This window comes from Marinomonas sp. TI.3.20 (genome assembly GCF_038155025.1).
Lineage (GTDB): Bacteria > Pseudomonadota > Gammaproteobacteria > Pseudomonadales > Marinomonadaceae > Marinomonas > Marinomonas flavescens.
Genome location: NZ_JBAKAS010000009.1, coordinates 55,637 through 77,694 on the forward strand (window position 1 = coordinate 55,637; position 22,058 = coordinate 77,694).

Annotated in this window: 18 protein-coding genes and 1 tRNA gene; 5 read left to right on the top strand and 14 right to left on the bottom strand. The window is 42.0% G+C overall.

All coding sequences use genetic code 11. The features are described from left to right. Positions 1-2: 2 nt before the first annotated feature. The 5 genes from lon to V6259_RS10720 form a co-directional block, all read right to left on the bottom strand. Entirely contained in the window at positions 3-2,390 is a 2,388-nt protein-coding gene (gene lon, locus V6259_RS10700) for an endopeptidase La (RefSeq protein ID WP_207923179.1), read from the bottom strand. 201 nt (positions 2,391-2,591) lie between these two features. Then, positions 2,592-3,872, bottom strand: a complete 1,281-nt coding sequence (gene clpX, locus V6259_RS10705) for an ATP-dependent protease ATP-binding subunit ClpX (RefSeq protein ID WP_341584513.1) — start codon at positions 3,870-3,872, stop codon at positions 2,592-2,594. Positions 3,873-3,888: 16 nt separating this feature from the next. Further along, positions 3,889-4,521, bottom strand: a complete 633-nt coding sequence (gene clpP / locus V6259_RS10710) for an ATP-dependent Clp endopeptidase proteolytic subunit ClpP (protein ID WP_133010537.1) — start codon at positions 4,519-4,521, stop codon at positions 3,889-3,891. Between the two features lie 73 nt (positions 4,522-4,594). Next, positions 4,595-5,923, bottom strand: coding sequence for a trigger factor (gene tig, locus V6259_RS10715; RefSeq protein WP_133010536.1), 1,329 nt, complete (start codon positions 5,921-5,923; stop codon positions 4,595-4,597). A gap of 108 nt (positions 5,924-6,031) precedes the next feature. Then, positions 6,032-6,108: transfer RNA gene (locus V6259_RS10720), tRNA-Arg, on the bottom strand. Between the two features lie 338 nt (positions 6,109-6,446). On the opposite strand from V6259_RS10720, the gene V6259_RS10725 reads away from it, so the two are divergent. Continuing rightward, positions 6,447-7,289 (top strand): YihY family inner membrane protein, encoded by an 843-nt coding sequence (locus tag V6259_RS10725; RefSeq protein ID WP_341584514.1) that lies wholly within the window; start codon positions 6,447-6,449, stop codon positions 7,287-7,289. A 37-nt stretch (positions 7,290-7,326) separates the two neighbouring features. Continuing rightward, positions 7,327-7,878 (top strand): hypoxanthine-guanine phosphoribosyltransferase, encoded by a 552-nt coding sequence (locus V6259_RS10730; RefSeq protein WP_341584515.1) that lies wholly within the window; start codon positions 7,327-7,329, stop codon positions 7,876-7,878. A gap of 94 nt (positions 7,879-7,972) precedes the next feature. Here V6259_RS10730 and sthA read toward each other — a convergent pair whose 3' ends face one another. From sthA to V6259_RS10770, 8 genes are all read right to left on the bottom strand, one after another. Beyond that, positions 7,973-9,367 (bottom strand): Si-specific NAD(P)(+) transhydrogenase, encoded by a 1,395-nt coding sequence (sthA, locus tag V6259_RS10735; protein WP_133010533.1) that lies wholly within the window; start codon positions 9,365-9,367, stop codon positions 7,973-7,975. A gap of 22 nt (positions 9,368-9,389) precedes the next feature. Next, positions 9,390-9,623 carry a (Na+)-NQR maturation NqrM gene (gene nqrM, locus V6259_RS10740; RefSeq protein ID WP_133010532.1) on the bottom strand — a complete coding sequence of 78 codons (234 nt, stop codon included), beginning with the start codon at positions 9,621-9,623 and terminating at the stop codon, positions 9,390-9,392. 334 nt (positions 9,624-9,957) lie between these two features. Beyond that, complete coding sequence (nqrF, locus tag V6259_RS10745; protein WP_133010531.1) at positions 9,958-11,184, bottom strand: NADH:ubiquinone reductase (Na(+)-transporting) subunit F; 1,227 nt, start codon at positions 11,182-11,184, stop codon at positions 9,958-9,960. A 40-nt stretch (positions 11,185-11,224) separates the two neighbouring features. Beyond that, the gene (gene nqrE, locus V6259_RS10750) at positions 11,225-11,833 is read right to left on the bottom strand and encodes an NADH:ubiquinone reductase (Na(+)-transporting) subunit E (protein WP_133010530.1); all 609 of its coding nucleotides are present in this window, start codon (positions 11,831-11,833) and stop codon (positions 11,225-11,227) included. Next, positions 11,834-12,496, bottom strand: coding sequence for an NADH:ubiquinone reductase (Na(+)-transporting) subunit D (locus tag V6259_RS10755; protein WP_133010529.1), 663 nt, complete (start codon positions 12,494-12,496; stop codon positions 11,834-11,836). Continuing rightward, positions 12,496-13,296: a Na(+)-translocating NADH-quinone reductase subunit C gene (locus V6259_RS10760; RefSeq protein ID WP_133010528.1), complete on the bottom strand. Its 801-nt coding sequence runs from the start codon at positions 13,294-13,296 to the stop codon at positions 12,496-12,498. Before V6259_RS10760 ends, V6259_RS10755 begins: the two co-directional genes overlap by 1 nt. Beyond that, the gene (locus V6259_RS10765; RefSeq protein WP_133010527.1) at positions 13,289-14,485 is read right to left on the bottom strand and encodes an NADH:ubiquinone reductase (Na(+)-transporting) subunit B; all 1,197 of its coding nucleotides are present in this window, start codon (positions 14,483-14,485) and stop codon (positions 13,289-13,291) included. Before V6259_RS10765 ends, V6259_RS10760 begins: the two co-directional genes overlap by 8 nt. 3 nt (positions 14,486-14,488) lie before the next feature. Next, complete coding sequence (locus tag V6259_RS10770; protein ID WP_341584570.1) at positions 14,489-15,826, bottom strand: Na(+)-translocating NADH-quinone reductase subunit A; 1,338 nt, start codon at positions 15,824-15,826, stop codon at positions 14,489-14,491. A 450-nt stretch (positions 15,827-16,276) separates the two neighbouring features. Between V6259_RS10770 and folX the strand changes: the two genes are divergently transcribed. Genes folX through V6259_RS10785 form a run of 3 tightly spaced genes read left to right on the top strand, consistent with a single transcriptional unit; the run spans position 16,277 to position 20,875 of the window. Next, complete coding sequence (folX, locus tag V6259_RS10775; protein WP_341584516.1) at positions 16,277-16,645, top strand: dihydroneopterin triphosphate 2'-epimerase; 369 nt, start codon at positions 16,277-16,279, stop codon at positions 16,643-16,645. 7 nt (positions 16,646-16,652) lie between these two features. Continuing rightward, the gene (gene mfd / locus V6259_RS10780; RefSeq protein ID WP_341584517.1) at positions 16,653-20,063 is read left to right on the top strand and encodes a transcription-repair coupling factor; all 3,411 of its coding nucleotides are present in this window, start codon (positions 16,653-16,655) and stop codon (positions 20,061-20,063) included. Then, positions 20,060-20,875, top strand: coding sequence for a CsiV family protein (locus tag V6259_RS10785; protein WP_341584518.1), 816 nt, complete (start codon positions 20,060-20,062; stop codon positions 20,873-20,875). The genes mfd and V6259_RS10785 overlap by 4 nt, the downstream gene beginning before the upstream one ends. Before the next feature lie 147 nt (positions 20,876-21,022). Here V6259_RS10785 and sohB read toward each other — a convergent pair whose 3' ends face one another. Next, positions 21,023-22,057 (bottom strand): protease SohB, encoded by a 1,035-nt coding sequence (gene sohB, locus V6259_RS10790; RefSeq protein ID WP_133010522.1) that lies wholly within the window; start codon positions 22,055-22,057, stop codon positions 21,023-21,025. Between the last annotated feature and the right edge of the window lies 1 nt (position 22,058).

Below are 22,058 nucleotides of genomic sequence, written 5' to 3' on the forward strand. Positions count from 1 at the left end.
AACTAATGATGACTCACAGTTTCTTGTTCATCAACAGTTTTTTCCTTTGAAGCCAAGGTTTCTTCCTTTTTTGGTGAAGGAATGTACTCTAAAGCTATATCTAGCACTTCATCAATCCATTTTACTGGAATAATTTTCAGATCTGCTTTGATATTATCAGGAATTTCTTTTAAGTCACGCGCATTTTCTTGAGGAATAATAACAGTTTTAATCCCGCCCCTATGAGCAGCCAAGAGCTTCTCTTTAAGCCCACCTATAGGTAACACCTCCCCACGCAACGTAATCTCACCTGTCATCGCCACAGAGGCTTTAACAGGAATCTTTGTTAGCACTGACACAATGGCGGTACACATAGCCACACCAGCACTTGGACCATCTTTCGGCGTAGCCCCTTCAGGAACATGCAAATGCAAGTCGGTTTTCTCATGAAAATCTTCATCAATACCTAGACCGACAGCTCTACTCCTAACAACCGTTAAGGCCGCTTGAATAGATTCTTGCATCACATCCCCTAAGGAACCAGTCTTAACATTACGACCCTTACCACGCATTCCTGCGGCTTCAATCGTTAACAACTCGCCACCGACGGATGTCCACGCTAGACCAGTAACCTGTCCAATCTGATTTTTTTCTTCCGCTTTACCATAGCTGCATTTACGCACACCAGAGAATTCCTCTAGATTTTCAGAGGACACACTGACGGTTTTTGCCTCTTTACTTAAGGTTTGTTGCTTAATAACTCGGCGGCAAATCTTACTTAACTCTCTTTCAAGTCCACGCACACCCGCTTCACGAGTGTAATAACGAATAACATCCATCAACGCTTCATCTGAAATTTGAATTTCTTTCTCTTTCAAACCCGCTAACTTAATCTGTTTAGGCAATAAATAACGCTTAGCAATATTAAGCTTTTCGTCTTCTGTGTAGCCAGGGATACGAATAACTTCCATTCGATCTAACAGCGGGCCAGGAATATTCATCGTATTTGAAGTACAAATAAACATGACATCCGACAAATCATAATCTACTTCTAAATAATGATCACTGAACGTATGGTTTTGCTCTGGATCCAACACTTCCAACAAAGCAGACGCCGGGTCTCCGCGTTGATCCATGCCCATTTTGTCTATTTCATCAAGTAAAAACAGTGGGTTTTTAACTTTGATTTTTGCCAATTTTTGCAACAACTTACCTGGCATAGAGCCGATATAAGTACGTCGATGACCACGAATTTCCGCTTCATCACGCACCCCACCTAACGCCATACGCACGTATTTACGATTTACCGCTTTGGCAATAGACTGGCCCAATGATGTTTTACCTACACCCGGAGGTCCAACAAGACATAATACTGGGCCTTTTACTTTTTTCACACGCTGCTGAACGGCCAAGAACTCAAGAATTCGTTCTTTTACATCTTGTAAACCATAATGATCTTGATCCAAGATTTTTTCTGCATAGGCCAAATCATTTCGAACCTTACTGCGTTTTTTCCAAGGGAGGCAAACCAACCAGTCAATATAGCCACGCACTACTGTCGCTTCCGCTGACATCGGAGACATCATGCGCAATTTCTTCAATTCTGCTTCTGCTTTTTCTGTTGCTTCTGGAGACATACCTGCTTCAGCAATTTTCTCTTGAAGAATGTCTAGTTCACTAGCGCCATCCTCCATATCACCAAGCTCTTTCTGAATGGCTTTCATTTGCTCATTCAAATAGTATTCACGCTGGCTTTTTTCCATCTGTTTTTTGACGCGACTGCGAATATTTTTCTCAAGATGGGCGATGTCTAATTCACCATCCATTAACGCCATCAAATATTCGCCACGCTCTGTTAACGAATCAATTTCGAGAACTTGCTGTTTATCTTCAAGTTTTAGACTCATGTGACCAGTAATACTATCGATCAGCTTTGAAAGATCATCGATCGACTTAACTGAGGTTACCACTTCTGCAGGAATACGCTTACTGCCGGCAACGTACTCATCAAGCTGCTTTAGCAACGCACCGCGAATCACATTGTGCTCAGACTCATTCTCCGCTTCTGGCTCAAGCTCCGTAATTCGACCAGAGGCGTAATCATCACCTTCTTCAATCGCATCAAGACGAGCACGACTACCACCTTCCACAAGAACCTTAACGGTGCCATCGGGAAGACGTAACAACTGCATAACTTTGGCAGTAGTACCGATCGAATAAAGATCTTCAAGCTGAGGATCATCCTTAGAAGCGTCTTGTTGAGCTACTAAAAACACATATTTATCACTCTCCATTGCCGCCTCTAGCGCTGCAATAGACTTTGCACGACCAACAAATAGCGGCAACACCATGTGAGGGTAAATAACCACATCACGTAACGGCAGCATGGGCATCATTGAGAATTTTGACATATTTATTTCCAATCTGGGCGCAAGATACCGCGCACTTTCAGTTTATTCTTTGATTAGGAAAGAGATAAGGACAATAATAAAAAAAACAACCGTATCAGCGTGTTGAATTCAGTGTACATGCTGTTTTCAAATCTCACACTAAAAAAAAACCGAGTATGAATGCGAACATTCATACTCGGTTTTAGTAGAAAGATGGAAAAATTAAGCGTTTTTCGTTAATTCTTCTTTCTCAAGCACCATTAGTGGAGCCGTATCACCTTTCATAGAAGAAGCATCCATCACGACCTTAGTCACATCACTGCGAGTAGGCAATTCATACATGCAATCTAATAATGCAGACTCCAAAATACTACGTAAGCCACGAGCACCTGTTTTTCGATCAAGAGCAAGAGCCGCCGCTTCTTTTAAAGATTCTGGCGTAAATTCAAGCTCAACACCTTCTAACTCAAAAAGATGCTGATATTGTTTTGTCAGTGCATTTTTAGGCTGACTTAATATTGTCACTAATGCTTCTTCATCAAGTTCTGACAAAGTCGCAACAACCGGCAAACGACCAACAAACTCAGGAATCAAGCCAAATTTAACAAGATCTTCTGTCTCAACCTTATGAACGGCTTCAGAGAAGGATTTACCCTCTTCCTTACTTTTCACTTTCGCCGAGAAACCAATACTGCTTTTTTCAGTACGGTCACTAATAACACGCTCAAGTCCGGCAAATGCGCCACCACAAATGAACAAAATACTAGACGTATCAACTTGCAAGAACTCTTGCTGAGGATGCTTACGACCACCCTGAGGCGGAACGGACGCAACCGTACCTTCGATCAACTTCAGCAAGGCTTGCTGAACGCCTTCGCCAGACACGTCACGTGTAATAGAAGGGTTATCAGATTTACGAGAAATCTTATCGATTTCATCAATATAAACGATACCACGCTGAGCTTTTTCAACATCGTAATCGCAATTTTGAAGTAGCTTCTGAATAATGTTTTCTACATCTTCACCAACGTAACCCGCTTCTGTTAGCGTGGTTGCATCCGCAATAGTAAAAGGCACATCAAGCACACGCGCTAATGTTTGAGCCAACAAAGTTTTACCACTACCAGTAGGACCAATCAGGAGAATGTTGCTTTTTCCTAATTCAATATTATTGTCTGTCTTACCTTGGTGGCGTAAACGCTTGTAATGGTTATACACAGCAACCGCCAAAACACGCTTCGCTCGGTCTTGACCAATAACGTATTCATCTAATGCAGCACTTAGTTTCGCTGGCGTAGGAAGCTCATCGCTAGACTCACCAATCGCATCACCCTGCAATAATTCTTGAGTGATGATGTTATTACACAAATCAACACACTCATTACAGATATAGACAGAAGGCCCTGCGATCAGCTTTTTAACTTCATCTTGGCTCTTTCCACAGAAAGAACAATATAGCAGCCGATCAGAGTGGTCTTCGTGGCTAAACTTATCATCCGACATTCATTCCACCCTTTTTTTAAACTAAACGTTTTTGTAAAATTTCATCGATCAGACCGTACTCTTTCGCCGTTTCAGGGTTCATAAAGTTATCTCGATCTGTATCAATAGCAACTTGCTCGATAGGCTTACCAGTATGGAATGAAATTATTTCATTCAATTTTTGCTTAATACTTAAAATTTCACGCGTGTGAATTTCAATATCAGAAGCTTGCCCTTGATAACCACCTAATGGCTGGTGAATCATCACTCGAGAATTCGGCAAACAATAACGCTTGCCTTCTGCACCAGCGGTTAGAAGAAGCGCACCCATACTGGCCGCTTGACCAATACACATGGTACTTACATCTGGTTTGATAAATTGCATCGTATCATAAATAGACATACCCGCCGTCACCGAACCGCCTGGCGAGTTAATGTAAAGATGTATATCTTTGTCTGGATTTTCAGATTCAAGAAACAACAACTGAGCCACAACCAAGTTAGCCATGTGATCTTCTACCTGGCCGACCAAAAAGATAACACGCTCTTTTAATAGTCGTGAGTAGATGTCAAAAGATCGTTCTCCACGAGCTGTTTGTTCAATTACCATTGGGACAAGACCGTTACTTGTAATGGCAACTGGGCCTGTCGTTGGGTTAGTCAAATTCATATCACATTCCTTAAAACAAAAAAGCCGACATAGCTAATGCTATGTCGGCCTTACTTAAAAGATAAGAAGAATCTTATGCTTCTTGCCCTTCTTTTTCAGCTTGGGCTTCTGGCTTGATAGCGTCTTCATAACCCAAAGTTACATCTGTAATTTGAGCTGTTTCTAACAGTTTATCAACAACTTGCTCTTCAAGTACAGCAGATTGCACTTGTGATAACTGCTCTTTGTTCTTCAAGTAGTAATCAATAACCTGTTGTGGCTCTTGGTAAGATTGAGCCATGTCTTCTAGGAAGGCACGAACTCGATCATCATCCAATTTAAGATCATTTTGTTTGATTACTTCAGAAATCAATAAACCAAGTTTAGCGCGTTTTGTCGCTTCTTCTTGGAACAATTCTGCAGGCAATTGGGAAACATCAAAATCTTGACCGCCAAATTGCTGACCTGCTTGTTTACGCAGCGCATCAACTTCTTGATCAACCAAACCAGAAGGCACTTGAACTTCATTATTAATTGATAATAAACCATCAAACAATGAGTTTTTCAATTTTGCTTTAACCGCTTGATTTAGCTCACGATCCATATTCTTACGAACTTCAGCACGAAGTGCTTCAACTGTCGCTTCTTCTAGACCGAATTTTTCAACAAAAGCATCGTTTAATTCAGGAACAATCTGCTCAGCTACTTCTGCAACAGTGATTTTGAAAGTTGCTTCTTTGCCTTTCAAATTTTCTGCTTGGTAATCGTCTGGGAAAGTAACAGAGATAGTACGCTCTTCAGCAACTTTAGCGCCTAAGATACCAGTTTCAAAACCAGGAATCATAGTGTTAGAGCCCAACACTAGTTTGTGACCTTCTGCTGCGCCACCTTCAAATGCTTCATCACCAAGGTAACCAACAAAATCGATAGTCACTTGATCGCCATCAGCTGCTTCACGCTCAACAGGCGCCCAATCCGCGTTTTGCTTGCGAAGTGTTTCAAGCATAGTGTCAACATCAGCATCGGTTACATCTGAAGTAACACGACTTACTGTGATAGCAGACGGATCAGCTAAAGTAATTTCAGGATAAACTTCTACTTTAGCTGTAAATTCTAGATCTTCGCCTTCAGCGAAGTTTTTAGGTTCTATAGAAGGCATGCCCGCTGGCTGCAAAGACTCTTGCTGAAGCGCTTCCATATAAGTATCACGCATGATTTGCTCAACAGCTTCCATACGAATACCTTGGCCGTAACGTTTTTTAATAACGCTAACTGGTACTTTTCCTTTACGAAAGCCATCAATTTGAGCTTTCTTAGCAGTAGATGCTACTTCAGAATTTACTTTTTCTTCAATACGAGCAGCTGGAACAGTGATAGTAAGAACGCGCTCGATTGGAGACGTTGTCTCTACAGAAACTTGCATAAAACTTCCTCTCGGGAACTTGCTTTATTTGTTGACCCTGCTGCGTATAACGCAACTCAATAGCTGCCAACAAAACCTAATTTAAACGTGCAAAGTAATGGATTGAAATGGTGCGCCTGAAGGGATTCGAACCCATGACCGTCCGCTTAGAAGGCGGGTGCTCTATCCAACTGAGCTACAGGCACATTACTCATTACAATTCGTGTGGTGGGCTATTATAGGGATGGATTATCAATCGTCAACTAATAGACATAAAAAAGCCCAGTAAACTGGGCTAAAAATGACTTTTCGTCACCAAAGAACCGAGAATAGACAAAACATTTGCTTTGAATATTCGTCAGAACAAATATCACAAAAGGAACGAGAGAGATATTAACACAAAAAGCACAAAAAACAACGACAAGACACCATAATAGGGCGCATTGCACCGTTATTGTGCAATGTGCAAAAACTACTACTGACCTCAATTTAATTTAATCCAATTATGCTATTATTGACCTTTGTAAATTAACAGAGCGAACCAATGCAAGACCGCTTCAATTTATCACTTCAAAACGTAAAACTTTACTGGCTCGAAACGCTAGAACACTTCAAACGAAGCCATTTACCACAAAAAGCCGCACAACTAACGCTGTCCAGCCTGCTTGCTGCTGTTCCAATTATTACCATTATTATCGGAATATTAGGCTTTACTCCAGCACTGCAACACATGCAAACACAGTTTTTTGACTTCATCGAAGCACATCTAACGTCCGGAACGAGTGACGCTATTTTTCCTTATCTATTACAATTCTCAAAACAGGCAAAAAACCTTCCCGCTGCTGGTCTTGTCGCCTTGGTGATTACGGCTTTATTACTACTAAACTCCTTTGAAAACAGCGTTCAATCTATTTGGAAGATAAAAAATAAGAGAAGATTACGTGAGCGACTACTTACTTATTGGGCGATTCTTACTTTAGGCCCCATTTTACTAGCTGCATCATTAAGCCTCTCAGGTACCATGTTATCGTTTCAAATTAGAGACGTTGAACCTAACACCTGGATTAGTTATTTACTGAGCTTGGGGCGTATTTTTATGTATTTTCTAATACTACTGACGCTTAACTTTCTCACCCCCAATACCGAAGTATCTCTTAAGCTGGCCTCCATTGCCTCGTTTTTAGGAGCATTAGCCTTGCTGATTCTAAATACTATATTTAGTCGCTTCGCTCACTTTTTCAGCTCATATCAGGTGGTCTACGGCGCCTTTGCCGCTCTACCTATTTTTTTAATCTGGCTTCAGTCATTATGGGTAATCATTCTTGCAACGACTTGTTTATGCGCAAGCATCCATAAAATTAAAAACTTAGCATCTGGTCAAGATTAGGTTAAAATTACGCGAATATTTTCAAGCAGAGCCAGTTATGATCAACAAAGTTAACGATCTAAATACAATATTAGAAGAGTCCGACTGCCTTATTGACGCCAATCAGATAGATGCGGCTTTAGATAAAATGGCAAAACAAATAACCATGGACCTGAAAGATAAACTACCACTCGTGATTTGCGTTATGAACGGTGGACTTATCCCAACTGCCGCATTAATAGAACGACTCCCCTTCCCACTCGAACTGGATTACGTCCACGCATCAAGATATGGAATGGAAACGGAAGGCACTAACCTTAAATGGATGAGCTACCCACAAACAGACATCACCAATAGAGATATTTTGATTGTTGATGACATATTTGATCAAGGGCACACATTACAAGCGATTATTGAGTGGTTCGAAACTCAAGGCGCTAAAAATGTATTTACTGCTACCGTGGTTAACAAGCTTCACGATCGAAAAGTAAACATAACACCAGATTACATTGGGCTAGATGTTGAAGATCGCTTCTTATTTGGTTTCGGCATGGATTACAAAGGGGCTTTCAGAAACTTAAAAGCCATTCACGCTATAAAAGGCAGCTAGCCTCAAATCTAGAAACACTTTGAAAGCACTTCACGCCAATAAAAAAGGCATTCGCTAGTTAAAACGAATGCCTTTTTTTAGCTCTGAACAAACACTAGAACACGCGGTTAAAGCCGTTTAGAGCCGCAACACGATACGCTTCTGCCATCGTTGGATAGTTAAACGTTGTGTTCAAGAAGTACTTCAATGAGTTCTGCTCACCTGGCTGCTTCATAATCGCCTGCCCAATATGAACAATCTCGGACGCTTGGTCACCAAAACAGTGAATCCCTAAGATTTCCAAACTTTCACGATGGAAGAGTATTTTCAACATACCCACCGCCTCACCGGTAATCTGTGCTCGTGCAGTGTTTTTAAAGAAAGCACGACCCACTTCATAAGGAACTTTTTCCGCCGTCAATTCCGCTTCCGTTTTACCGATAGAACTGATTTCTGGAATGGTATAAATACCTGTTGGCACTTCACTGATAAAGTGACCACCTTGAATACCAAACATATTAGCGGCTACCGCACGACCTTGATCGTAGGCTGCACTCGCCAAACTTGGCCAACCAATAACATCACCCGCTGCATAGACATTCTCTACTTGCGTTTGGTAAGTATCATTAACCGCCAATTGACCACGGCCGTTTGCTGCTAAGCCAATACTGTCCAGCCCCAACGAATCCGTATTACCGGAGCGTCCATTACAGAACAATAACGCATCGGCACGTAATTTTTTACCTGAAGCCAAGTTCATCACTACACCACGATCTGTCGTCTCTACCGACTCAAACGTTTCATTGTGACGAATTAGCACGCCATTATCTCTTAGGTGATAACTGAGCGCGTCAGTAATCTCATCATCTAGGAAACTTAATAGCTTCTTACCAGGGTTAATTAGCTCAACCCGGACACCAAGGCCACAGAAGATAGATGCATACTCACACCCAATGACACCCGCGCCATAAATAATCAATGAGCGAGGCGTATGACTTAAGCTTAAAATGGTATCTGAGCAATAAATACGTGGATGGGTAAAATCAATATTTGCAGGACGATAAGGACGCGAACCTGTCGCAATCACCACCTTATCTGCAGTTAATAACTCAGGACCATTCTCGTAAGTATTCACTTCAATCGTGTTTGCGTCTTTGAATTTGCCACGCCCGAAGTAAATATCCACCCGGTTACGCACATAATATTCAGTTCGACCCATCACTTGCTGGTCAATGACTTTATTCGCCCTATCAAGCACTTTTGGAAAAGAAAACCAGCGAGGCTCTCCAATGTCACGAAACATTGGGTTTGTATTGAAAGCGATGATTTCTTTTACAGCATGACGCAAGGCCTTTGATGGGATTGTCCCTAGGTGCGTACAACTCCCTCCGACTTGCGGACTAGCCTCAACAACGGCTACTCTTTTTCCTGCTTTAGCCGCATTCATAGCAGCACCTTCACCAGCAGGGCCGGTACCTAGCACCACCACATCATAATGTCTTGCCGTCATAGTATCCCCTTTAAAAATTCATTTACTTAGACGCGTCGTAAAACGTTTCGCTTGATACGCTTTTGGAAGCGGCTTGCTCTGTTTCTTTCTCACACTTGCCTTTATCGCCACCGCAGATATCACAAGCAACTTCCATACCTAGGGCACTCATACCACCACAAGAACCAGCAATCGGCTTTCTTCCCATAATGACACCAATCGCCATTGCAGCGACCAGCAAAAGCATAAGTGCAAATGCCAAAACAATAGTCAACATAATCTTACCTCCAAACACGAGAGCAGCTTAGCCACTATCGTAAACTTAAAATCGTTTTAAAATGCTCTAAAAAGCATTTCTAGAATATCTTTCAATCTTAGCAAGTAATCATGCAGGGAGTGAGTCAGCAAAACATCAATTCAGAAGCAAAAAAGAAAAAATGAATGAGACTAGCTAAAACAGAGACATTATCTTTATTTTGTTTATGCACTGGTAAAAAATCACGAAGATAACAAAGGCAAATACGTTTTTTTGACCTGCTTCAATACGTCAATTAAGCAATACACAAACAAAATAAGACCCACCTAAGTAGGTGGGCCCTAAATATCAAACGCTAACCACCAAAGTCATCAAGCAAGATATTATCTTTCTCAACACCTAAGTCTTCTAGCATTTTAATAACAGACGCGTTCATCATTGGAGGCCCACACATGTAGAACTCACAATCTTCTGGCGCCGGGTGATCTTTAAGATAGCTTTCATAAAGAACATTATGAATGAAACCAGTCTTACCATCCCAGTTATCTTCTGGTTGCGGATCAGACAAAGCTAAGTGCCATTCAAAGTTTTCATTCTCTTCTTGAAGCTTATCGTACTCTTCAACATAGAATGCTTCACGCACACTACGAGCACCGTACCAGAAAGTAATCTTACGAGTAGAATGCAGACGTTTAAGCTGATCAAAGATATGTGATCGCATAGGTGCCATACCAGCACCACCACCAACAAATACCATTTCAGCGTCTGTGTCTTTCGCAAAGAATTCACCAAATGGTCCATATACTTTGATTTTATCGCCTGGTTTCAGACTAAAAACGTAAGAGGACATTTGGCCTGGTGGTAAATCATCTTTACCAGGAGGCGGCGAAGCAATACGAATATTAAACTTAACCACACCTCTTTCTTCAGGGTAGTTTGCCATAGAATAAGCTCGGATAACCGTCTCATCTACTTTAGAAACAAACTTCCAAAGATTGAATTTATCCCAATCGCCACGATATTCTTCATCGATGTCGAAATCTTTGTAATTCACCGTGTGAGCTGGCGCTTCAAGCTGAACATAACCGCCAGCACGAAAATCAACGTTTTCGCCTTCTGGCAATTTTAACGTTAACTCTTTAATGAAGGTCGCAACATTTGGGTTTGACTCAACAGTACAATCCCACGCTTTAACGCCGAAGACTTCTTCGGGTACTTCAACATCCATATCCTGCTTAACAGCAACCTGACAAGAAAGACGAAAACCCTCTTTCTCTTCACGGCGTGTAAAGTGAGCTTGTTCAGTAGATAGCATAGAACCACCACCACTTGTCACTTTACATTTACACTGCGCACAAGTACCACCGCCGCCACAAGCGGACGATAGAAATATACCATTGCCAGCCAAAGTCTGAAGTAACTTACCGCCAGCAGCCGTTGTTACTTCCCTTTCACCATTGATGCGGATTGTTACGTCACCAGAGCTCACCAATTGAGCACGAGCAGCAAGAATAATTGCCACAAGACCCAATACGATAGCTGTGAACATCACCACACCTAGAATAATTTCTAAGTTGACCATGTTAATTAAACCTTATTCTTGGTTGTCTATATTATGCAAATTAAAGCTGCACACCCGAAAATGACATAAAGCCTAAGCTCATCAAGCCAACAGTAATGAAGGTAATACCTAAACCACGAAGACCCGCAGGGACATCCGAGTATTTAAGTTTCTCACGGATACCAGCCAGAGCAGCAATAGCCAACGCCCAACCAATACCAGCACCAACGCCATAGACAACACTTTCACTAAAGTTGTAATCACGCTCAACCATGAACAAAGAAGCACCCATGATGGCACAATTTACTGTAATCAACGGCAAGAACACCCCTAACGCGTTGTATAACGCAGGAACATACTTATCCAATGCCATTTCCAAAATTTGAACCACAGCGGCAATAACACCGATATAGCTCAACAGACCTAAGAAACTTAAGTCAACATTTGGCAGACCGGCCCATTGTAGAGCACCATCTTTTAATAAATTTTGGTACAACAAGTTGTTAAGTGGAACCGTAATAGCAAGAACCACGATAACCGCCACACCCAAACCAATAGCTGTTTCTACTTTTTTGGACAAAGCCAACAAAGTACACATACCCAAGAAGAAGGCTAACGCCATGTTTTCAACGAAAACAGCCTTAACAAACAGACTAATTAAATGTTCCATTTATAGCGCCTCCTGTACACGTGAATTGGCAGCAATTTTGAAATCAGGCTCTTCCACTTGCTCTTTTTTATAAGAGCGTAGCGCCCAAATAATAAGACCAATAACAAAAAAGGCACTTGGTGGAAGCAACATCAAACCATTAGGTTGATACCAGCCACCATTTTGTACTGTTTGGAAAATGACATGTCCAAAAAGCTTACCAGCACCCAATAGTTCACGGAAGAAAGCAACAACCATCAACATTGCGCTGTAACCAAGACCGTTACCAATACCATCCAAGAAGCTCATTACAGGGCCATTTTTCATGGCATAAGCTTCGGCACGGCCCATTACGATACAGTTTGTAATAATCAAACCAACGAAAACGGAAAGCTGTTTGCTGATTTCAAAAGCAAACGCTCTTAGCACTTGATCTACAACAATAACCAAAGAAGCAATAATGATCATCTGTACAATGATACGAATACTGTTTGGAATGTAGTTACGAATAATCGCAATAAAGAAGTTAGAAAATGCAGTAACTAACGTCAGTGCGATGGCCATAACCAAACTAACACTCATGCTACTAGTAACCGCTAGTGCAGAACAAATACCAAGGATTTGTAATGCAATCGGGTTATTAGCGAGAATTGGCCCAAATAAGACCTTTTTCACTTCAGACATTATTTATCTCCCTCACTACGAAGTTTCGCTAAGAAAGGTCCAAAACCATCATCGCCCAACCAGTATTGAACAAGATGAGTTACGCCTCGGCTTGTTAGCGTCGCTCCTGATAAACCATCAACTTTATGATCAGCATCAGGATCAGATTTGCTCACACCGCCTTTTACCAAATGGATAACCGCTTGGCCTTTGTCGTTGTAAACTTTTTTACCCTTCCATAGCGCTTTCCAGTTTGGATTATCTACTTCGCCACCAAGTCCAGGTGTTTCACCTTGGTCATAGAAACCAAAACCAACAACCGTCGTGAAGTCATTTTTAAGCGCAATAAAACCATACATAGTTGACCATAGGCCGTAACCATGAACAGGTAGTACGATACGATCAATATTATCACCAGACTTAACAATATAAACCGCGGCGTATTTAGCACGACGCTTAATACTCGCTGGGTCTTTGTCTGCTGGTAACGCAATAGACAGCTCAGGATTTTTTGACGCTGCTTTTTGATCATAAGTGGCTGGATTAATTCCTGCCGCTTTGATTTCTGCTGGCGTCGCAAAACTACCTGTTTTCAAATCAACAATACGTGTTTCCACGTTTTTGAAAATTTCATTAACAGATTTTCCTGGCTCTAACATCCCAGCCGCGGCCAGAATATTTTGCTTACGGTCTAAGTCTTTATTGGCTTTTTGAATCGGCTTAAGGCCCACCGCCGCTGCCGCGACAAAGATAGAACAAACCAAACATAGAGCCAACGCAACTAATACAGTTTTTTTGATACTTTCGTTACCGCTAGCCATTGCGTGCAATCCTCCGCTTGATGTTTGCTTGAACAATAAAGTGATCAATAAATGGTGCAAACAAATTCGCAAACAAGATCGCCAACATCATACCTTCTGGATACGCTGGGTTAGCAACACGAACAAGCACAACCATGACCCCAATTAGTGCACCATAGAACCATTTGCCGCGCTCTGTCATAGAAGCAGATACCGGATCTGTCGCCATGAACAGCATACCAAAGGCAAACCCACCTAGTACCATATGCCAGTACCACGGTGTTGCAAACATTGGATTAGTATCAGATCCGATATAGTTAAACAATAAAGCGGTTCCGATCATGCCAATCATCACACCAGCAACAATTCGCCATGCAGCAATTCTCATCACCATCAATACCGCACCACCTATAAAGATGGCTAGCGTTGACGTTTCACCCATCGAACCTTGCATAAAGCCGAAGAAGGCATCAGACCAAGTCGTCGTTAAGCTAGAAAAACCATCCGCTGCAATTTGACTTAGCGCTGTTGCACCAGAAAATCCATCAACTGCAGTCCAAACAGAATCACCAGACATAGACGCTGGGTAAGCAAAGAACAAGAAGGCACGACCTGCCAAAGCAGGGTTTAGGAAGTTTTTACCAGTACCACCAAACACTTCTTTACCAAGTACAACACCGAAGCTAATACCAAGAGCAACCTGCCACAAAGGAACGGTAGGCGGTAACGTTAAGGCAAAAAGGATGGAAGTAACAAAGAAGCCTTCGTTTATTTCATGCTTACGCACGGAAGCAAACAACACCTCCCAAAAACCACCAACCACAAAGGTAACAAGATAAACAGGCAGGAAGTACATCGCGCCATAAATCATGTTGTCCCAGATACTTGCTGGATTGTGGCCTGCTAACATGCCGACAATTGCTTGTCGCCAAGTGTCTCCAGCATCTACATTCATTACTTGCAATGCAGTGTTAGCTTGCAAGCCAATGTTGTACATACCAAAAAACATTGCAGGGAAGGTGCATAACCAAACCAATATCATGATGCGTTTCATATCAACAGCATCACGAACATGCGAACCATTTTTTGTTACAGAACTTGGACGGTAAAAAATCGTATCAACCGCTTCGTAAAGCGCATACCATTTTTCATATTTTCCGCCGGTATGGAACGATGGTTCCATTTTGTCGAGTACTTTTCTAAGCCCCATGAATTAACCCTCTTTCTCTATTAGAGTTAGGCAATCCCGAAGGATCGGGCCATATTCGAATTTACCAGAACAACTATAAGTACAAAGAGATAAATCCTCTTCATCCAACTCTAGCACGCCTAATTTCTGCGCTTGCTCAGTATCATTCACAACCAATGCACGTAGTAATTGCGTTGGCAAAATATCCATTGGCATTAATCGCTCGAAATTACCTAGCGGCAGCATAGTACGATCACTACCATTAGTAGTAGACGTCATAGCAAAGGATGTCTTACCTGTTAGTTTAGATAGGAAAACATTCAATACAGAATGCTTCTCTGAACCAGCACGCAGATAATGCATCATTTCGCGTTCACGACCTTCAAGAATAACCGTCACTTGATTATGGTAACGACCAAGGAAGGCAAAAGGCCCAAACGCATTGCGTCCAGATAATACAGAACCCGAAATAACTCGATTATCGCCATCTGCCAATTCATTAGCCAACAAACTAGCGAGACTAGCGCCAACTTGAGTGCGAACTAGACGAGGTTTTTTAACCTGTGGTCCAGCAATAGACACAACACGTTCAACACTTAATTTACCAGTAACAAAAAGTTTGCCTACGGCAACAACGTCTTGGTAATTAATAGACCAAACTGTTTTTTTGTCACTTACTGAATCTAGAAAGTGGATATGCGTGCCCGCTAAACCAGCAGGATGTACACCGCCAAACTCTTCAACAACAACATCAGAAGTCGTTGGGATCTTCGCGCCTGGAGCCTTACATAAGAACACTTTGCCATCTGTTAAACGACTAAGAACGGTAAGACCATCAGCAAACGCTTCCGCTTGATCCGCTAAAACAACTTCTGCAGAGGCAGCAAGAGGATTCGTATCCATTGCTGTCACAAAAATCGAATGAGGCGCTGATGCAACGTCAGGAACCTTTGAATATGGTCGAGTACGTAGTGATGTCCACAACCCAGACTCGACTAGATTTTCAACGACCTTATTACGATCAAGATCTTTTAGTTCTGACCCAGAGTAAGACGCAAAAACTTCTTCGTCATCACCCTGAAGATCAATAACAACAGACTGTAGTACTCGTCGCTCACCGCGATTGATCGCAGAAACGACGCCTGCAGCTGGTGCTGTGTATTTCACACCTTCGGTCTTCTTATCTGTAAAGATGACCTGCCCTTTTTTGACCTTATCCCCTTCCGCAACCAGCATGGTAGGTTTCATACCATGGTAATCCGGACCGATGACCGCAACAGATTTAACTGCTACAGCATCTTCAATCACTTGATTGGGAGCTCCACTGATCGGGAGATCAAGGCCTTTTGTAATTTTATACATATGTTCTGCCCAACAATTAATTGAACACAAAAGCGTTGTACGTTTGCTCATAACCCCCTCCGGGAAAACATTTATGAGCCAATAACGACTAATTAAGACATTATTGAACGTAAATCTACTTCACCAAAAAACCGATGTATTATAGTGGTCATTAGCTGGCTTGACTACTATTCAACTGTGCCTTTAGCCTATAACCTTTGCTCATTTGAGTGGTTTTTTACACATTCAGCCTATCTTCTGAACAAAAAACAGGCATTAGATGTGGTTTTTTTCTTACAATATCCTTTTTTTATACGGGTGGATTGCTTTAATTCAAAGCAAACTTACCCATTTGGTTGCTTAATTACTTAACCAGCAAACAGATATGCCACCTCTTAGTTGCCATCCTTTCTTTAAAGCGACACAATATTCTTCATTTATTAAAAGCAGCTCTTCTTAGGAAACGTAACAATGCAGCAGCTAAATGCGCAGATACACATAGAAAATCTTCGTTTAAGAACCTACATCGGCTTTAATGACTCAGAGAAAGAAAATAAACAAGATGTCGTGATTAACGTCTGGATTGACTATCCTGCCACTGAAGCAAGCCAAAGTGATGACATAGGCAAAGCCGTTAATTACCGTACTATTTGCAAAGAAATAATAGCGCACGTTGAGAACAATCGTTTTTTGCTGCTAGAAAAACTCACTTCAGATGTGCTCTCATTATGCCTCAAGCCTAACAATGTAAAAGGCGCCAAGGTGACCATCTGTAAACCTCACGCTTTACGCTTTGCCGACTCCGTTTCCCTTACACTATCTACCCAACGAGATTTTTAAAAACATCATGCTAGATGCCCTATCCCTTACCCTTAAACCTGGATATAAAAACCTCATAGAAGGATTAGACGGTAGTAGAAAAGCACTGCAACTACTGTCGATCGCCAATCAATTTAAACGACCTATCGTTTGTATCACCAATACTATTTCTGAGCTTAACGAACTAGAAGACGAATTGTCTTTTCTCAGCGATAACAAACAAACGGTTTTACGCTTTAGTGATTGGGAAACATTGCCATACGATGCCTTCTCACCACATCAAGATATTATTTCCCAGCGCTTAGAGACATTGGCGCAACTGTCCGAATGCAGCACGCCTATTGTATTAACCACAGTCGCCTCATGCTTAATTCGTTTGTGCCCAAAACAGCACCTTATTGCACAACGATTTCATGTCAAAGAAGGGCAAAATCTTCCCTTAGAAAAGCTCAGCAAAAAACTGACAGAAGCGGGTTACTTAAATGTAGACAATGTCCATGAGCATGGTGAATATTCAATACGCGGCGCACTAATGGATGTTTTTCCAATGGGCGCTAGCAACCCTATTCGCATCGATTGGTTTGACAACGAAATCGAGACGATTCGTTTTTTTGACACCGAAACACAACGCAGCACTGACAAAGTCAAAGAAATTAACATGCTGCCTGCCAAGGAATTTCCAACCAGCGCACAAGGCATCCAAAAATTCCGTCAAGCTTTTCGAGAACGATTCGATACCGACCCACTATCTAGTCCAATCTACCAAGATATTTCCAGTGGCATTATTCCTTCCGGTATTGAATACTACTTACCCCTCTTCTTTGATCAGACCAGCACCTTTTTTGATTACTTAGATTCTCAAACCTTGATCATTAGAATGGACACTCTGAACGAGCAAGTGGCAAGCATTCAACTCGACTATAAAAGCAGACACGAATCACTTAATTACGACATTGAGCGCCCAATACTCAAGCCTGAGGAAGTTTGCCTAAGAGAAGAAGAACTATTTAGCCACTTTAACAATTATCCAAACGTTATCTTTTCCAATCAGGGCGACAACCCAAATTATCAACCTCTTAATGACGTTAAAATAGAGTCTAAATCTCCAACCCCCTTAGGAAAACTAGACCATTTTATTAACAACACATCCGCACGCGTACTCATTGTTGCCGAGACTGCCGGACGAAGAGAAGCACTACTAGAATTACTCAAAAAATATAAAATCGCACCAGGATACAGCGAAGACTGGCATCACTTCCTAGCGTCTAAAAGTCAGCTCTGTATCACTGAAGGGAATATCAGCCGCGGCTTTCAAATCAAAAATGATATTGCGCTTATTGCAGAGAGTGAAATTCTTGGTGAACGAGTATCACAAAAACGCCGTAGGAAAAATGGTGATGTCAATGAAGACGCCATTATTCGCAACCTAACAGAACTGAGACTTAACGCCCCCGTGGTACACATAGATCACGGCGTGGGACGTTATTTAGGACTCACCAACTTACAAATAGACGGACAAGAAACGGAACTACTCACATTAGGCTATGCCAACGAAGCAAAATTATATGTACCAGTTTCGTCACTACAATTAATCTCACGCTACACAGGTGCAGATGAAGACAGTGCGCCACTACACAAATTGGGCACAGACAAATGGAGTGTTGCAAAGCAAAAAGCCGCGGAAAAAGCCCGTGACACCGCTGCCGAGCTATTAGAAATTTACGCAAAGCGAGAAGCCCGAGTCGGCCATGCTTTTAACAAGCCAGATGACCAATATGAGCTGTTCTCAGCAGGCTTTCCTTTTGAAGAAACGCCAGATCAGCAGCTCGCTATTGACGCTGTTATTCAAGACATGTCGAATAAGAAACCCATGGATCGCCTAGTCTGTGGTGATGTTGGGTTCGGCAAAACAGAAGTTGCTATGCGCGCTGCATTTTTAGCGGTCGAAGGCGGCAAACAGGTCGCAGTGTTAGTACCCACCACCTTGCTAGCTCAACAGCACTATGAAAACTTCTGTGATAGATTCGCTGACTGGCCGGTAGAAATCGAATTACTGTCTCGTTTCCGCTCAGGGAAGCAGTCCAACGAAGCCATTTCCCGCTTAGAGAATGGTACTGCAGATATTGTCATTGGCACTCACAAACTGATTCAAGGCGACATCAAATTCGCTGATTTAGGCTTGGTAATTATTGATGAAGAACACCGCTTTGGTGTTAAACAAAAAGATCAATTTAAATCCCTGCGTGCAGAAATTGATATTCTCACACTCACAGCCACCCCTATTCCTCGCACGCTCAATATGTCCCTGTCAGGCATTCGCGATTTATCCATCATTGCGACGCCACCAGCAAAACGCCTTTCTGTTAAAACTTTCATTAAACAGAAAGATGATTACCAAATAAAAGAAGCAATTTTACGTGAGCTGCATCGTGGAGGGCAGATTTACTACCTTCATAATGAAGTGCAAACCATCGAAAAAACCGCCGAAGAGCTAGCAGAGCTTATTCCAGAAGCGCGAGTTATTGTCGGTCATGGGCAGATGCGCGAGCGTGAACTCGAACAAGTGATGTCAGATTTCTATCATAAGCGCGCTAATGTTCTTGTTTGTTCAACGATTATAGAAACAGGTATTGATATACCAAACGCCAATACCATCATTATCGAAAGAGCAGATAAGTTTGGCTTAGCTCAACTACACCAGCTTCGTGGTCGTGTTGGTCGCTCTCATCATCAAGCCTACGCCTACCTATTAACACCACAAGACAGAAAACTCACCAAAGATGCCGAAAAACGATTAGAAGCCATCACGCTAGCAGATAAATTAGGGGCCGGATTTACACTTGCCACCCACGATTTAGAAATTCGCGGCACCGGGGAATTATTAGGTGATGGGCAAAGTGGTCATATTGAACACATCGGCTTCTCTCTGTTTATGGAAATGCTGGATCGCGCGGTTCAATCGCTAAAAAATGGTGAATCACCGGATGTCGATATAACCTCACCCGCCCTAACCGATATCAACCTACGCATTCCAGCCCTTATCCCTGAAAGCTACTTAGGTGATGTTCACTCTAGACTTATTCTGTACAAACGCATTGCCAGCGCAACCACAGAGGAAGACCTTAAAGATCTACAAGTTGAGATGATTGACCGCTTTGGACTATTGCCAGAGCCAACAAAAAATCTATTCAGACAAACAGATATTAAGCTGAAAGCTGAAAAACTTGGCATTACAAAAATTGAAGCAAACCAAAAAGAAGGTAAAATATTCTTTAGCAGCAAAACGCCCGTTGACCCTATGAAATTGATTCGTTTAATACAAACCAAACCAGATCAATATAAACTAGTAGGATCGGACACACTAAAATACATTGCCAATATGAGCAGCGCAGAAGAGCGTTTTCAACAAACTTACAAAACATTGGAACAACTACATTGAAAACTCATCACTTACTATTATTAACGGTCATGGCTTTTAGCTCACAGCTATTTGCAGCAGACAATCAAAACTATGACCCAAGTACTGCACGCGCCTATGAAGCGTACCTACTCACTTTTGTTTGGCCAGATAAAGACACTAGCGAACAAGTAGATTACCAGCAAATACTGTCCAGCACCTCCTTACCAAGGTACGCAGAACCCGCCGTGGGCGACAGCACGTCATCCGCCGCAAACATCGCCCAACTATCTGTTCCTTTTGATAGTTTCAAAGCGAAAATTGCCCCACATGCTCAAGTTTTAGTAAATAAAAAATGGACTCTGATTTTTAAACATCGAGGCGACTCCTTAAATGAGACATTTCACAGCTCTAAGCTAATCAACGGTTATCCTGAACTCACAGGTCAAATTGCCATCAAATATGGTCGTTATCTGGAGTCTAATATTCAATACAAACATTATTTGTTTAAAGCGCTTCCTTCCTTACAGAACGACACTAGTACAGCGAACTCATTAGAAAGCCAGCAACAGAACGAGCAAGTTCAAGATGAGCAAACTGCTATTAAGCCAACGTTTGTCCTGAACATAGAGCAAAAAAACAAAACAGCCAGCAAAAAACTTAACTACATTGATCACCCTATCATAGGTACATTGATATACTTTGAGCCCATCGACCTAGAAGACGCCATCCAACAAGTAGCGCTTGAAAAACTCACACCTACCTATGGCGATGCTCAAATTATCCCTGACCAAGCAGACGAACTCACACCAAACAATAATATAGAGCCGCAAGCTACTAGCTCTCAGCAATAAAACCAGTAAACCTAATAATTAATCAGCGCTAAATAACTAAAAAAGCCGAGTAAAGATCACTTTACTCGGCTTTTTTCATGCCTAAACTAACAACTCTTTTACTAACAATTTTTCACCAGCAACTTTTCACCAACAACTAAGTTGACATTAGTAACCGCGAGATTGAATCGCCTTGCTTACCCAAGCAACGGCTTTTTGTTCGAAGGCAGAAAACAAAGACAACCCAAAACGCTCAGCCATCCCTTTAGGCTGCTTGAAAGTCACCTGGATCACTTCGGATGACGCATAATGTGAAACAAGATACGAATCACTGGTCATTACAACATCAATCAATTTATTCTCAACCGCTTCTGACCCGTACCAAGTATCGCCAGTCGCAATGGCATCAATATCTAAGCTAGGTCGCTGACCAGAAACAAAATCTTTGAACAGCACATGCGTGTCTTCTAGATCTTGCTTGAACTTTTCTCGGCCTTCGTCTGTATTTTCACCGAGCATAGTTAATGTACGCTTGTACCGACCAGCAGTGTGAAGCTCAACATCAATTAAGCTTTTATCTAATAAGCGGTGTAAATTCGGAATTTGTGCCACAACACCAATAGAACCAAGGATAGCAAACGGAGCCGCTATGATTTTATCTGCTACACACGCCATCATATAACCACCACTGGCGGCGACTTTATCAACACAGACGGTAAGAGGAATATTGGCCTCTTTTACTCGTTGAAGTTGAGAGGCTGCCAACCCGTAACCATGAACAACGCCACCACCACTTTCTAAACGAACAACCACCTCATCTTCAGGTCGTGCCACGCTTAATACCGCCGTAATTTCTTCTCGTATAGTAGAGACAGCAGAAGCTTTCATGTCGCCATCAAAATCCAGCACAAAAAGACGTTTTTTACCCACGTCTTGCTGATCTCCATGTTTCTGGGCTTTTTTCTCTAACTTAAGTTGTTTCTTTTTCGCTTTGGCTTTTTCTTTCAGCGCTTTTTTATCCAACAGCTGATGGTCAAGTTGCGCTTTCATTTCGTCGTAACCTTCGTTCAGCTTAATCACTGAGAGGTTTCCGGTACGAGATTTATTTTTCCCGCTCGCAATCATGGCCAAAAGCACGCCAATCACAATGGCAACACTGACAAGCTTTAGTACAAAGCCTGCATAATCTGTCAAAAATTCCAAG